Origin of the sequence: Streptomyces sp. NBC_00637 (genome assembly GCF_045161545.1) — a bacterium.
GTDB lineage: Bacteria > Actinomycetota > Actinomycetes > Streptomycetales > Streptomycetaceae > Streptomyces.
On record NZ_CP109046.1, the window covers coordinates 3,114,357 to 3,127,031 of the forward strand.

A 12,675-nucleotide genomic window follows, 5' to 3' on the forward strand; every position below is an offset into this window, starting at 1 on the left:
CCGTCAGGCGGGAGGCTCGGTGTGCGAGAGAGGCGTACGGCCCAGGAAGCCCGCCGGGCCCGGGAGTTCGAGGCGTTCGTCGCCGGAGCGGGCGGCCGGTTGCTGCACGCCGCCACCCTGCTCACCGCCGAGGCACCGGCCGACAACCCGCGCGCGCGGCGCCTGCTGACACTCGCCCTCGCGCACACGTACGCCTGCTGGGACCGGCTGCACGGCGAGGACCCGTACAACAGGGCCCGCGAGTACCTGGCCACCCGCTTCGCCCACGGCGCCTGGCACCGGTACGCCACGCTGCCCCTCGGCCTCGTCCGGCCCCTCCCCGCCGTCGGCCCGCTGGCGCGGCTCACCGCCCAGGAGCGCCTCGTCCTGGTCCTGAGGCTCTACGAGGGTGTCGCCGAAGAGCAGGTGGCGGCCCTGCTCGGCCTGCCGACGGAGCGGATCCGCACGGTCTGCGACCGGGCGACGGCGACGCTTCTGCATCCGCCGCGGGGCCCGGCGCCCGCGGTGCGCCGGGCGAAGGCGGCCGCGTCGTGAACCGGCCCGAGCGGGAGGCCGCCGTACGGCAGATCATGGAGCGGACCGTGCCGCACGTGCCGACGGAACTCCACGCGGACGTCGTACGCCGGGGTGGCCGGATACTGCGCCGCCGCACGGTCGCCCGGCGGCTGCTGTGGCTGCTGCTGCTCGCGGCCGCGGTGGCCTTCACGGTCTGGGCGGTGGTGGCCCAGCCGTGGGTGGAGCCGCCGTCGCAGACGACTCCACCGGTCACCGACTGGTGACCCCGAAACCCGGCTGAAGGCCGTCCGGCGGAGGGCCCGGAGGCAGCCCGGCCGAGAGCCGGCGGAAGGCTGCCGCCCGCCCGAGGACCGGCGGAAGGCCGTCCCGCCGAGAGCCTGCCGGCGGGCGCGCGGCAGCCGAGGGGTCCGTCGACACGATGTTCAGCCGCCGAGGGCCTGCTGAAGGTCGGCGAGGAGGTCGTCGATGTTCTCGATGCCTACGGAGAGCCGCACGAGGTCACCGGGGACCTCCAGCGCCGAGCCGACCACGGACGCGTGGGTCATGCGCCCCGGGTGCTCGATCAGGGACTCGACACCGCCCAGCGACTCGCCCAGGGTGAACACCTTGGCACGGTTGCAGACCTCGACGGCCGCCTCCTCGCCCCCGGCGACCTGGAAGGAGATCATGCCGCCGAACGCCCGCATCTGCTTGGCCGCGACCTCGTGACCGGGGTGGTCCGGCAGTCCGGGGTAGAGCACCTTCGTCACGCGCGCGTGCCGGGTCAGCATGTCGGCGACCTTGGTGGCGTTCTCGGAGTGCCGGTCCATGCGCACCGACAGCGTCTTGGCGCCCCGCAGCACCAGCCAGGAGTCGAAGGGCCCGGCGACCGCGCCCATCGCGTTCTGGTGGTACGCCAGCTCCTCGCCCAGCTCCGCGTCACCGGCGATCAGCGCGCCGCCGACGACGTCCGAGTGGCCGCCCATGTACTTGGTCAGGGAGTGGACCACGACGTCGGCGCCGAGCGACAGGGGCTGCTGGAGGTAGGGGGTCGCGAAGGTGTTGTCGACGACGAGACGGGCGCCCGCCTCGCGGGCGACCTGCGCGACGGCGGCGATGTCGGTGATGCCGAGGAGCGGGTTGGACGGGGTCTCCACCCACACGGCCTTGGTCTTCGGGGTGATCGCGGCCCGCACGGCCGCGGCATCGCCGGTGTCGGCGACCGACCACTCCACACCCCAGCGGGCGACGACCTTCGCGAAGAGCCGGAACGTGCCGCCGTAGGCGTCGTTCGGGATCACCACGTGGTCACCGGGGCTGAGCAGCGTACGCAACAGGCAGTCCTCGGCCGCCAGTCCGGAAGCGAACGCGAGACCTCGACGGCCGCCTTCGAGGGCGGCGAGGTTCTCCTCCAGGGCGGTCCTGGTCGGGTTGGCGCTGCGGCTGTACTCGTAGCCACCGCGCAGACCGCCGACGCCGTCCTGCTTGTAGGTCGAGACCTGGTAGATCGGCGGGACCACCGCGCCGGTGAGGGGATCGGCGGTGTTGCCCGCGTGGATCGCGAGGGTCTCGAAGTGCTGACTGATGTGCCTGTCGCTCATGAGCACCGAGCGTAGTCCGCTCGCGGGCCTGCTGCGGGACGGCGGGAGTACGCGGGCGCAGCGCGCAGGCGAAGGCGGCCCTGCCGGACGGCGTCGGCGCGACATCGTCGGACGGTGACGGACGGCCTTCCCCGGAGGTTTTTCCACAGGCGCGGGGGCGGGTTGGCCAATTGTCGGCGCGGTCTGGTTCGCTTGAGACATGGAGATTCTGTTCGTCCTGATGGCGCTGCTCATGGTCGGCTTCGTGCTGCTGCCGTTCCTGCGGCGCAGGCGCGGCATGATCGAGCAGGTCCCGGCGGACCACCCGGACGCCGCGGACCCCGAGACCTACGGGTTCGTGCGCACGGAGGAACTGGACATCCGCATGCCCGGCCCCGACCAGGACCTGCTGGACGTCCTGGACGTGGTGCAGCGCACACAGGACTACCGGGCCGCGCAGCAGCTGCTGGCCGGCACGGAGACCGAGGGCGAGCTGCGCTGGCAGCGCGTACAGGCCTTCGCGGGCGCGGCGGCGCTGGAGCTCCAGCAGCGGCCGGGCGGGGTCGGCGAGATTCCGGGCGGGCAGTGGCTGCGGGTGTGGCGCACGGAGGCGCCGAAGGACGCGGGCGGTGCGGCCGTGCACGCCGAGTTCCTGGTGCAGCAGGCGTGGCGGACGTCGACGCGGGGCACGGACGACTTCCGGATCATCATGGAGGAGGCGAAGGACGCCTGCGGCCAGGCGGCGCTCCTCTCCCCCGGTGACCCGATCCCGTACATCGTCGAGTTGTCGGTGGCCCGCGGTCTCCAGTACGCGGAGAAGGAGTTCGAACAGCTCTGGCTGAAGATCCTGGACCGTGCCCCGGCGCACATGGGGGCGCATCTGGCGGCCCTGCACTACTGGTGCGAGAAGTGGCACGGCTCGCGTGAACTGGCGAACTCCTTCGCGGAGGCGGCGGCCGCGAGAGCCCCCCAAGGATCCCTCCTCGCCGCCATGCCCCTGTTCGCGGTCTTCGAGCACCTCCCCGAGGTCAACCTGGTCAGCGGCTTCTACGAGAGCGAGGTCGTGACGAAGGCGATGCACGGCGCGCTGTTCGCGGTGCACGCGGCCCGTCCCGACGACCCGATGCTGGCGCACGTCCGCCACCTGCTGATCTTCTTCCTGGTGCGCGCCGAGCGCTGGTCGGAGGCGATGAGCCAGCTCATACACGTGGACGGCCATGTGGGCGCCCTCCCGTGGACTCTCTCCCCCGACCCGGCCGGCGAATTCGCGGTCTACCGGGCACTGGCGGTGGCGGGCTACGAGGCCAACGGCGGCAGCCCGGCGACGCTGCCGCACTGATCCGGGGCCCGACCGCCGGCGACCGACCCCACCTCCTCCCCGCCTCGCCCCGGAAGCCGGGCGAGGTCACCGCACCGGTCAGGCCTGCTTCGCTGTCGCGACCGCCTCGCGCAGTGCTTGCAGGAAGAAGGTGCCGTGGTCGTCGTCGCCGAGCGCAAGGTGGTAGGCCATGTGGTCGGTCCCCTCACTTCACTTCGCCGCGACTCGCTGATCCCTTCGCGCAGGGGCAGCGCTCAGGTCAACACGGTTGTGCCCGTCGCAGAAAGGGCCCTGAGCACTGCTGCGCACGCGTCGTCGGACCGCGTTCACGGACTCCTGCGGTGACCGAGATCGAGCGGCGATACCGGTGTGACTTGCATACCCATAGGGTGCACCCGTGACTGCCAAGTTGAGTTCCACGAGAACCCGGGCCGCGCTGCGAACGTCGGCGCGTGCCTCAGCGGAGCTGCTGCTCATATTCCTGATGCTCGCGGTGGCTCTGTGGATCCTGGGCCGGATGTGGTCGGTCGTCTGGCCGCTCGTGGTCGGCCTGCTTCTGACCACACTGACTTGGCCGCCGACCCGTTTCCTGCGTCGCCGCGGGTGGAAGCCCGCCCTCGCCGCGTCGGTCGTGACCGTGCTGTTCCTCCTGGTCGCCCTGGGCGTCGTGGCGCTGATCGCGGTACCGGTGGCGTCCCAGTCCGGCGATCTGACCGACGGCGTGGTCGAAGGCATCCAGAAGTTGCGCGAGTGGGCGGCGGGGCCGCCGTTGAACATCGGTGACGCCCAGATCGACAAGGCCTTCGACACCGCGGTCTCCCGCGCGCAGGACGGCCTCGGCAGCATGGTGGGCGCTGTCGTCACGGGAGTGAACACGGTGGTGAACGGCCTGGTCACCGCCGTTCTGGCCCTCTTCCTGATGTTCTTCTTCCTCAAGGACGGCCCCCGGTTCCTGCCGTGGCTCGCCGATCAGCTGCCCGGTCGGCTCTCCACCGACGTCCCGACCGTGGCCGCGCGCGGCTGGGACACCCTGGGATCGTTCGTGCGTTCCCAGGCGGCGGTCGGCCTGCTCGACGCCGTCCTGATCGGCCTGGGCCTGTGGATCGTAGGAGTACCGCTGGTGCTCCCGCTGGCGGTGCTGACCTTCGTCTCCGCGTTCGTGCCGATCGTCGGTGCCCTGTTCGCCGGCTTCGTCGCGGTTCTGATCGCGCTGGTCTCCAACGGGCTGACGGACGCGCTGATCGTGCTGGCGATCATCGTCGTGGTGCAGCAGCTCGAGGGCAACGTGTTCCAGCCGATGATCCAGAGTCGTGGGCTCGGCCTCCACGCGGCGGTGGTCCTGCTGGCGGTGACGTTGGGCGGCAGCCTGGCCGGCGTCGTGGGCAGCCTGCTCGCCGTACCGATCGCCGCGCTGATCGCGGTGGTCTGGAACTACGTACGCGAACAGCTCCGAGAGCCGTCACCTGCCGACACCGACGAACCGCACGGCACCGCCGCCGTCCCGTCCTGACGGTCTCTCGGCGGGGCATCACCCGACGGTGAAGTCGGCCGCCTCCGTGTCCAGGGTCGTGGTGCCGTCCTTCGCGGTGGCCAGGACGGCGACGTGCCAGGCGCCGCGCGGGGACGACTCGGCGTCGGAACCGGTGACCTCGACGGTGTAGGTGCAACGCACGGTGTCCTCACCGGACGGCTTGCAGACGGCCGGCTCCGCCGAGGCCATGTCCTTGGTGGTGAGCCCCTCCTGGGCGAAGGTCGAGTCCTGCGGCCACGCCAGCACCTTCACGCTCTTGACGCCGGAGGACGCCGTGACGTCGGTGACGAACGTCAACGAGCCGTCGCGGGCGCCGTCGGGAGCGGTGTAACGGGCCGTACTGTCCGCCAGCTCCGGAGACTTCTCCCCGGTGTGAGCGAGAGCGACGGCACCAGCGGCACCGGCGCCACCGAGGACGACGACACCGGCGACGACGGACAGAGCGATACGACGTGACATGGGATTCTCCGCAACTGACTCGACTGGATCGGGCCGGCGCGCCTCGCCTGCGCCGCACACCGATCCTCGCCGCGCCAGGCCCTGCCGGACATGAGCGCACGTACTCAACCCGGCCTGGGTATCTCCGCCGCACCCAACAGGCGGCAGAGAGGCGGCCGGGGCGTCGGCATGCAGCCGAAGTCCATACCGTCGACGTCCATGCAGCCGATACCCGTCCCCGATATCCGTCCCACCGATGTCCATACAGCCGTTACAACGGGGGACATGGACTTTCCCAGCGCACTGCGCGCACGCCGTACCCGCCGTCATGTCAGCCAGCTCGACCTGGCTCTGCGGGCGGGCACGACCCAGCGGCACGTCAGTTTCATCGAGAACGGCAGATCCGTTCCCGGCCGGGAGATGGTGGTACGTCTGGCCGAGTCGCTGGAACTGCCGCTGCGGGAGCGCAACGAACTACTCGTGGCCGCCGGGTACGCGCCCGTCTACGCGGAGAGTTCGCTCGACGACCCGCTCCTGGCACCCGTGCGCACGGCGATCGACCACATCCTCCACGGGCATCTGCCGTATCCGGCGGTGGTGGTGGACCAGCGAGGTGGGCTGATCGCCGCGAACACGGCGTTCGGCCTGATCACGGAAGGTGCCGCTCCCGAACTGCTGGGCCCGGGCGCGAACGTCTACCGGCTGGCGCTCCATCCCCGCGGGCTGGCTCCCCGTATCGTCAACCTCGCGGAGTGGGCGCGGCACATCCTGGTGCGGCTGGAGGGCCTGGAGGAGTTGCGTGCCGAGCTCACCGGGTACGTCCCCGAACTGGGCCCGTCCGACGGCCTGCTCGGCTTCGCGGTTCCGCTCCGCCTGCGGTCCTCCTACGGTGAGCTGCGCCTGATGACGACGGTGACGACGTTCGCCACCGCCGTCGACGTGACGCTCGCCGAACTGAAGCTGGAGGCGTTCCTGCCGACCGACCCGGCTACGGCGCAGGCCCTCGCCGCGGCGGCCGAAGCGATGGCCACCGCCGCCGCGGGTCAGGCCCCGGGGAACATGTAGTCGGTCTTGATCCGGCCGTCGTCGTCGAGCATCAGGATCTCCAGGCCTCCGCCCACCACGTCACCGGACTCCGCGGACACCGCCTCCCAGCCGAACTTCACCACGCCGTGGAGGCGTACCGCGTCGGAGCGCGACCGGAAGGTGACGCCCTGCTTGGCGACGAACTGCTCGTAGCTGCGCGTCACCCGGGTCTCGATGGCGTCGTGTCCCTGGGCCTCCAGAGTGGTGTGGTCGAAGCCGAGTCCGGCGGCGATCTCCCGGATCTCGGCGGGCGGCAAAAGGATGTGCCTGGCGTCCTCGGTCCACAACCGCTCGATGGCCGCGCGGCGTTCGGCCGCCTCCGGCGCTGTCCACTGAGCTATGTAGGCGTCGGCCAACTGCTGCGGGTCGATCTGGATCACGTACGTCTCCTCACCGGTCAGGGCGCTTCGCCCCCGATCCTGCGGCGCCTTCCGAAGCCCGGCAATTCCCCGCAGGGAATGAGCTCCCCGGCCCGAGACCCGCCGGGCGAGTCCCCAGCGCTGCGGCGGGCCATGCGCTGCGGCGGGCCATGCGCTGTGGCGGCCATGCGCTGTGGCCGGCCCCGGCCTCCGCAGCGAACGGCCATCGCGGCCGTCGCGGCGAACGCGCGTCGCGGCTGACGGCCGTCGCGTGCGAAGGCCCGTCGTGTTGAACGGCCGTCGCGGCGAAGGCCCGTCGTGACGAACGGTCGTCAAAAACCAGTGGCCGCCTGATCCGGCCGACCCCACGCTGTACTCCATGGAAGAACCGCAACGCGGGATCCGTGCGACTTACGCCGGCTTGCTGAGCTTGTTCAGCTGTGCCTTGACGATCGCTTCCGGTATGCCAGCCGGCTCCGTGTCCTTCGACCCACTGGGGCGGTTGAAGTTGGTGAACATGACGACCGTCGCCCCTTGTCGAACAGCCACCACCGCATAGGGCACCCGGACCGGCTCCTCGCCCTCGCTGAACGATGCCAACTGTGTGAGCCGGAGGGACACGGATTCATCGCCGTAGGCAGGGTCGGGTTCGAGTTGGACCGCGTCGTAGTCGAAGTCCACCAGGATGTCCTTGAAGGTCTTGCACCGATCGACCGCCGTCCGTAACGCGTCGATCACCTGCTTGGCATCTCCTGGGCTGTGCGACGAGAGGGTCATGTGCGCACCGGATCCCCGCTCCTTCGGAGAAATGATCCGGGCGACCCTCGCGTTGGCCGCGAACCCACTGCTGCCGCCCACCGCCTGCATCACGGGCGCGCACTCGGCAGGGTCCGCCGTTTTATGGGACGCAGGGGTGGCAGCCACGTCACGCTCCACTTCGTAGCCGCCGAGATCCGCGCCTGTGATCGTCGCTCGCTCCAGGTCCGCCTCGGTCAACGGCTTGTCCTGCACGCCGGACGTCCCTGTCGCATCCGCTGCTGCACCTGTCCGCGAGCCCTGCCCGGTTCCGCATCCGGCGAGCGCCAGTAAGGTCATGAGCATGGCAACCGTAATACCGGCACGTGACTGGCGAACCACTGCTTCTCCACCCGTTTGATTCTGAAGCGCGAGCCCTCTACCCCGGCTCAAGGCATTGAGCAGCACAGTAGAGCGTCCGATTGGGAAGCGAGACGGCTTTTTGAAGCAGAGGGCGGCGCCCGGCCGTCGAACCCCTCATACCTCGCCGCCGGCCAGGACTTGTGCCCAGTGCCGGCCCCGTCGGGACAAACAGCAACTCCTCGCCCTGGGTTCGCAGGACGGATCAGAAGCCACTTCAGCGCCGTCGAGCATCGACCGACGCGGACGAGGTGCGGAGGCCGCCTCGTCGGCTTCTCGCCCTCCGGGCGGAGCATCGCCGTCGCGACGAGCAGCGACCTCTCCCTGTGGACACGCGGGCAGACGGGAGCAGCGTCGAGGACTGACCGGACAGGGCCGCCCGTCGCGTCGGACGGATGCCCGGCCGGGCGGTCTCCCTGCCGAAACAGCCCCGGTCGCGACCTTTCGCCGCTTGTGCGAGCCTGGGATCATGATCAGGGAACGGAGCTGGTCCCCATGATTCCGGTCACCGTGTCTCCTGTGCGTATCGAGGCGTTTCTCGATCCTCGGTTGTCCAGATGGATGTGGCTGGTGAAGTGGTTTCTCGCCATCCCGCACTACATCGTGCTGTTCTTCCTGTGGATCGCGTTCTTCTTCGTGACCGTCTTCGCGTTCTTCGCGATCCTGTTCACGGGCCGGTATCCCCGCTCGCTCTTCGACTTCAACGTCGGGGTGATGCGCTGGAACTGGCGGGTGGCCTACTACGCCCACGCCGCGCTCGGTACCGACCGGTACCCGCCGTTCACCCTCGCCGAGGTGACCGACTACCCGGCGCACTTCGACGTCGCCTATCCCGAGCGTCTGTCGCGCGGGCTGGTGCTGGTGAAGTGGTGGCTGCTGGCCATCCCCCAGTACATCGTCGTGGGGATGTTCGTCGGCGACTGGGGCTGGGGCTGGGGTGGGGCGGACCGTTGGCACGGCGGCGGGCTGGTCTACTTCCTCTCCTTCGTCGCGGTGATCATCCTGGCGTTCACCGGCCGGTACCCGGTCCACCTTTTCGACTTCCTGCTCGGCCTGGCCCGCTGGGTCGCACGGGTGGCCGCCTACGCGTCCTTGATGACCGACGCGTACCCGCCGTTCCGTCTGGACATGGGCGCGCAGGATGCGCCGCCGCCGGACGCCCGGACCCCGGCCGGCGGTTCCGGGCAGCCGTGACGCCTGGCCGGCCGGGCGGCGCCGGAATTCGGTTGCCCCGGCCCGTCCGGTGGGGGCTCAATGGCGGGCATGGCTGACATCCAGGGCTCGTACGACGACCTGTTCGGCGCTGTGCCCACCGCGCTGGCCGCGCTGCTGGACGGTGGGGACGTCGGGGGTTCGGTGGCCGTCTTCGTGGACGGCGAGCCGGTGGTGGACGTGTGGGGCGGGTTCGCCGACGCGGCGCGTGGTGTCCCCTGGCAGCGGGAGACGATCGTCAACGTCTGGTCCGTCACCAAGACGATGACGGCGTTGTGCGCGCTGGTCCTGGCCGACCGGGGCGAGCTGGATCCGGACGCGCCGGTGGCCCGGTACTGGCCGGAGTTCGCGGCGGCGGGCAAGGAGTCGGTGCTGGTACGGCATCTGCTCTCGCACACCGCCGGGCTGCCCGACTGGGACGGCCCGGTCGCGGAGCTCCACGACTGGCAGGCCGCGACGGCACGACTGGCCGCGCGGGCTCCGCAGTGGGAGCCGGGCAGCGCGGCCGGGTACCACTCGCTCACCCAGGGATTCCTCGTGGGCGAGGTCGTACGCCGGATCACCGGCCGGAGCCCGGGTGAGTTCTTCGCCGACGAGATCGCCGGACCGCTGGGCGCGGACTTCTGGATGGGGTTGCCGGCCGAACACGATCACCGGGTGGCGCTCACGGTCCCGCCGCCGGGCCGGGACGAGGACTACACGGCGGCCGCCGCCCACAGCGAGGCGGACCGGACCGCGACGACGCCGACCACCGCGACCCCGAACAGCGCGACCCCGGCCGGCTCGGCCTCCTCGGCCACCCCGACCGCGATCCGGCTCCGGGACGGCAACAGCGTGGCCTGGCGCCGGGCGCAGATCCCGGCGGCGAGCGGCTTCGGCAACGCCCGCTCGGTCGCCCTCGTCCAGTCGGCGATGGCCTGCGGGGGCACGGTGCGTGGCGTGCGGCTGCTGTCGCGGGCGGGCTGTGAGCGGGCCTGGGAGGAGCAGTTCAGCGGCGAGGACCGCAGGCTGGGGATGCCGATCAGCTGGGGTCTGGGCTACGGGCGGTTCGGCGGCACCTACGGGTGGGGCGGTTGGGGCGGCTCGACGGTCATGATCGAGCCCGAGGCCCGCGTGGTGGTCGCGTACGTGACCAACCAGATGCGCGAACCGGCGCAGGACACCCGGGGGCTGGACCTCCTGATGGCCGCCTACGACGGTCTGAAGGGACTCCAGTCCGATGGCTGAAGCCACAACCGGCCTGGCAGGAACGGTCGGCCCGACAGGAACGGTCGGTCCGGCCGCCTGGGCCGAACCGGTCGCCCTTCCTGCGGCGCCGGCCCGAATCATCCATGAGCCCAGGGGGAAGTGCGCGTGAGCAGCAGTACGGAGAGCGGCGGAGCGAAGAGCGGCGGGGGCCGGGTGTTCCTCATCGGTGGCGGGTGGGAGGAGACGGTCGCCGACGTCGTTCACGGGCCGTTCCTGCGCGCCGCCCGTGCCGCGTCGCAGGCGTCGGGATCCGGCTCCGGGCCGGCGCCCCGCGTCCTCTGCGTGATCGTCGACGAGGGGGACGGAGCCGAGCAGTTCGCCCGGTACGACGTCGCGTTGCGCAAGGCCGGGGACTGTACGCCCGTGCCCTCGCTGGTGCCGATCGGGAAGCGGTTCGAGCTCGGCGCGGTCACCGAGGACGTGGCCGGGGTGTTCGTCTGCGGCGGGCTGACGCCCGCGTATCAGGAAGCGTTCGCCGAGGTCCGCGGGCCGCTGTCCGCGTTGCTCCTGGAACGCGGACTTCCCTGCGCCGGGTTCTCCGCGGGGGCCGCGCTCGCGGCGCGGGACGCGGTCGTCGGCGGATGGCTGGTGGACGGGATCGCCGTCTGTCCACCGGACAGCGCCGAGGATCTCGAGGAGATCGAGGTCCGGCCCGGGCTGGGGCTCGTGCCGTTCGGGGTGGACAGCCACGCCGCGCAGTGGGGGACGCTGGGGCGGTTGGCCGCCGTGGTGGCGGGCGGACGGCTCGCGCACGGGGTGGCGATCGACGAGAACACGCTGGTGGAGGTCGGAGGCGAGGGCGGCGACGGCCGCGCCCGGGTGGCCGGACTCGGCCGGGCCCATTCCGTGCGCCCCGCTCCGGGCGGCGGCGTCCTCGTCCGGTCCTACGGCGACGGCGAGTCGTTCTCCGTGTCCTGAACCCGGGGCTCCCCGAGATCGACGCCAGTCCGGACGGAACGACCAAGGCGCCCGCCCAGCGACGGGAAGGGGCCCCCGGCGGGATGCGCCGGGGGCCCACTCACGTTTCACCAGCCCATGAGGGCCCGTCTCACGATGCACGAGGCCGCGAGGTCCGTCACACGCACGCCAGTGCCGTTCGGAGCACCGTCTCAGGCTCGCGGGTTCTCGTTCCGAGGTCGGTCAGATCGTCGACGTGTCGATCACGAACCGGTAGCGGACGTCGCTCGCGAGCACCCGCTCGTACGCCTCGTTGATCTGGTCGGCGCTGATCAGCTCGATCTCGGCGCCGAAGCCGTGCTCGGCGCAGAAGTCCAGCATCTCCTGGGTCTCCTGGATGCCGCCGATGCCGGAGCCGGCGAGGGTCTTGCGGCCGCCGATCACCGAGAACAGGTTGAGGGCGACGGGCTCCTCGGGCGCGCCGACGTTCACGAAGGCGCCGTCGGTCTTCAGCAGGGACAGGTAGGCGTCCAGGTTCAGCGGGGCCGAGACCGTGGAGAGGATGAGGTCGAAGGTGCCGGCCAGCTCCTTGAAGGTCTTCTCCTCGCTGGTGGCGTAGTAGTGGTCGGCGCCCAGCTTGAGGCCGTCGTCCTTCTTGCGCAGCGACTGGGACAGGACGGTCACCTCGGCGCCGAGGGCGTGCGCGATCTTGACGCCCATGTGGCCGAGGCCGCCCATGCCGAGGATCGCGACCTTCTTGCCGGGGCCGGCGTTCCAGTGCTTCAGCGGGGAGTACGTGGTGATACCGGCGCAGAGCAGCGGCGCGGCCTCGTCGAGCTCGAGGCCCTCGGGGATGCGGACGACGTAGTTCTCGTCGACGACGATCTTCTGCGCGTAGCCGCCGTAGGTGGGCTCGCCGTCCTTGCCGACGGCGTTGTACGTGCCGACGCTGCCGCCGGTGCAGTACTGCTCCAGGCCGGCCTTGCAGTTGTCGCACTCACGGCAGGAGTCGACGAGGCAGCCGACGCCCACGCGGTCGCCGACGGCGAACCGGGTGACACCGGGGCCGACCTCGGAGACGACGCCCGCGATCTCGTGACCGGGCACCATCGGGAAGATCGCCTCGCCCCAGCCCTCCCGGGCCTGGTGGATGTCCGAGTGACAGATTCCGGCGAACGCGATGTCGATCAGGACGTCGAACTCGCGCACCGGTCGGCGTTCGATCGTCGTGCGCTCCAGCGGAGCCTTGGACGAGGGTGCGGCGTACGCGGCTACGGTGGTCATGCCGAAGTCTCCTAGCGGGGGGTTCGTGTTCCGGCCCTGCCTTCGGGCCGGGGTACGACGTCCAGCCTGCCC

General features: G+C 71.0%; 13 protein-coding genes. 8 read left to right on the plus strand and 5 right to left on the minus strand.

The window, feature by feature from the left end; translation table 11 throughout:
* Nucleotides 1–21: 21 nt before the first annotated feature.
* A complete protein-coding gene (locus OG440_RS13290; RefSeq protein WP_406007054.1) occupies nt 22–534 on the plus strand; it encodes a sigma factor-like helix-turn-helix DNA-binding protein in 513 nt (170 codons plus the stop codon).
* Nucleotides 531–779, plus strand: a complete 249-nt coding sequence (locus tag OG440_RS13295) for a hypothetical protein (RefSeq protein WP_406007055.1) — start codon at nt 531–533, stop codon at nt 777–779. Before OG440_RS13290 ends, OG440_RS13295 begins: the two co-directional genes overlap by 4 nt.
* Nucleotides 780–938: 159 nt before the next feature.
* On the opposite strand, the gene OG440_RS13300 is transcribed toward OG440_RS13295, so the two are convergent.
* On the minus strand, nt 939–2,096 hold the full coding sequence (locus tag OG440_RS13300) for a cystathionine gamma-synthase (protein ID WP_406007056.1): 1,158 nt from the start codon (nt 2,094–2,096) through the stop codon (nt 939–941).
* 199 nt (nt 2,097–2,295) lie between these two features.
* Here OG440_RS13300 and OG440_RS13305 point away from each other — a divergent pair, with 199 nt between their 5' ends.
* Together OG440_RS13305 and OG440_RS13310 are read left to right on the plus strand one after the other, a co-directional pair.
* On the plus strand, nt 2,296–3,414 hold the full coding sequence (locus OG440_RS13305; RefSeq protein ID WP_406007057.1) for a hypothetical protein: 1,119 nt from the start codon (nt 2,296–2,298) through the stop codon (nt 3,412–3,414).
* Between the two features lie 376 nt (nt 3,415–3,790).
* A complete protein-coding gene (locus tag OG440_RS13310) occupies nt 3,791–4,903 on the plus strand; it encodes an AI-2E family transporter (RefSeq protein ID WP_406007058.1) in 1,113 nt (370 codons plus the stop codon).
* 18 nt (nt 4,904–4,921) lie between these two features.
* On the opposite strand, the gene OG440_RS13315 is transcribed toward OG440_RS13310, so the two are convergent.
* Nucleotides 4,922–5,383 carry a DUF5707 domain-containing protein gene (locus OG440_RS13315; RefSeq protein WP_406007059.1) on the minus strand — a complete coding sequence of 154 codons (462 nt, stop codon included), beginning with the start codon at nt 5,381–5,383 and terminating at the stop codon, nt 4,922–4,924.
* 264 nt (nt 5,384–5,647) lie between these two features.
* On the opposite strand from OG440_RS13315, the gene OG440_RS13320 reads away from it, so the two are divergent.
* Nucleotides 5,648–6,427: a helix-turn-helix domain-containing protein gene (locus OG440_RS13320; RefSeq protein ID WP_406007060.1), complete on the plus strand. Its 780-nt coding sequence runs from the start codon at nt 5,648–5,650 to the stop codon at nt 6,425–6,427.
* Here the strand turns inward: OG440_RS13320 and OG440_RS13325 are convergent.
* Together OG440_RS13325 and OG440_RS13330 are read right to left on the minus strand one after the other, a co-directional pair.
* Nucleotides 6,406–6,828, minus strand: coding sequence for a hypothetical protein (locus OG440_RS13325; RefSeq protein ID WP_406007061.1), 423 nt, complete (start codon nt 6,826–6,828; stop codon nt 6,406–6,408). The genes OG440_RS13320 and OG440_RS13325 overlap by 22 nt on opposite strands.
* 390 nt (nt 6,829–7,218) lie before the next feature.
* On the minus strand, nt 7,219–7,902 hold the full coding sequence (locus tag OG440_RS13330) for a hypothetical protein (protein WP_406007062.1): 684 nt from the start codon (nt 7,900–7,902) through the stop codon (nt 7,219–7,221).
* Nucleotides 7,903–8,457: 555 nt separating this feature from the next.
* Between OG440_RS13330 and OG440_RS13335 the strand changes: the two genes are divergently transcribed.
* The 3 genes from OG440_RS13335 (at nt 8,458) to OG440_RS13345 (ending at nt 11,340) form a co-directional block, all read left to right on the plus strand.
* On the plus strand, nt 8,458–9,156 hold the full coding sequence (locus OG440_RS13335) for a DUF4389 domain-containing protein (RefSeq protein WP_406011342.1): 699 nt from the start codon (nt 8,458–8,460) through the stop codon (nt 9,154–9,156).
* A 69-nt stretch (nt 9,157–9,225) separates the two neighbouring features.
* On the plus strand, nt 9,226–10,401 hold the full coding sequence (locus OG440_RS13340) for a serine hydrolase domain-containing protein (protein ID WP_406007063.1): 1,176 nt from the start codon (nt 9,226–9,228) through the stop codon (nt 10,399–10,401).
* 126 nt (nt 10,402–10,527) lie between these two features.
* The gene (locus OG440_RS13345; RefSeq protein WP_406007064.1) at nt 10,528–11,340 is read left to right on the plus strand and encodes a hypothetical protein; all 813 of its coding nucleotides are present in this window, start codon (nt 10,528–10,530) and stop codon (nt 11,338–11,340) included.
* Between the two features lie 222 nt (nt 11,341–11,562).
* Here OG440_RS13345 and OG440_RS13350 read toward each other — a convergent pair whose 3' ends face one another.
* On the minus strand, nt 11,563–12,603 hold the full coding sequence (locus OG440_RS13350) for an NAD(P)-dependent alcohol dehydrogenase (protein WP_406007065.1): 1,041 nt from the start codon (nt 12,601–12,603) through the stop codon (nt 11,563–11,565).
* Between the last annotated feature and the right edge of the window lie 72 nt (nt 12,604–12,675).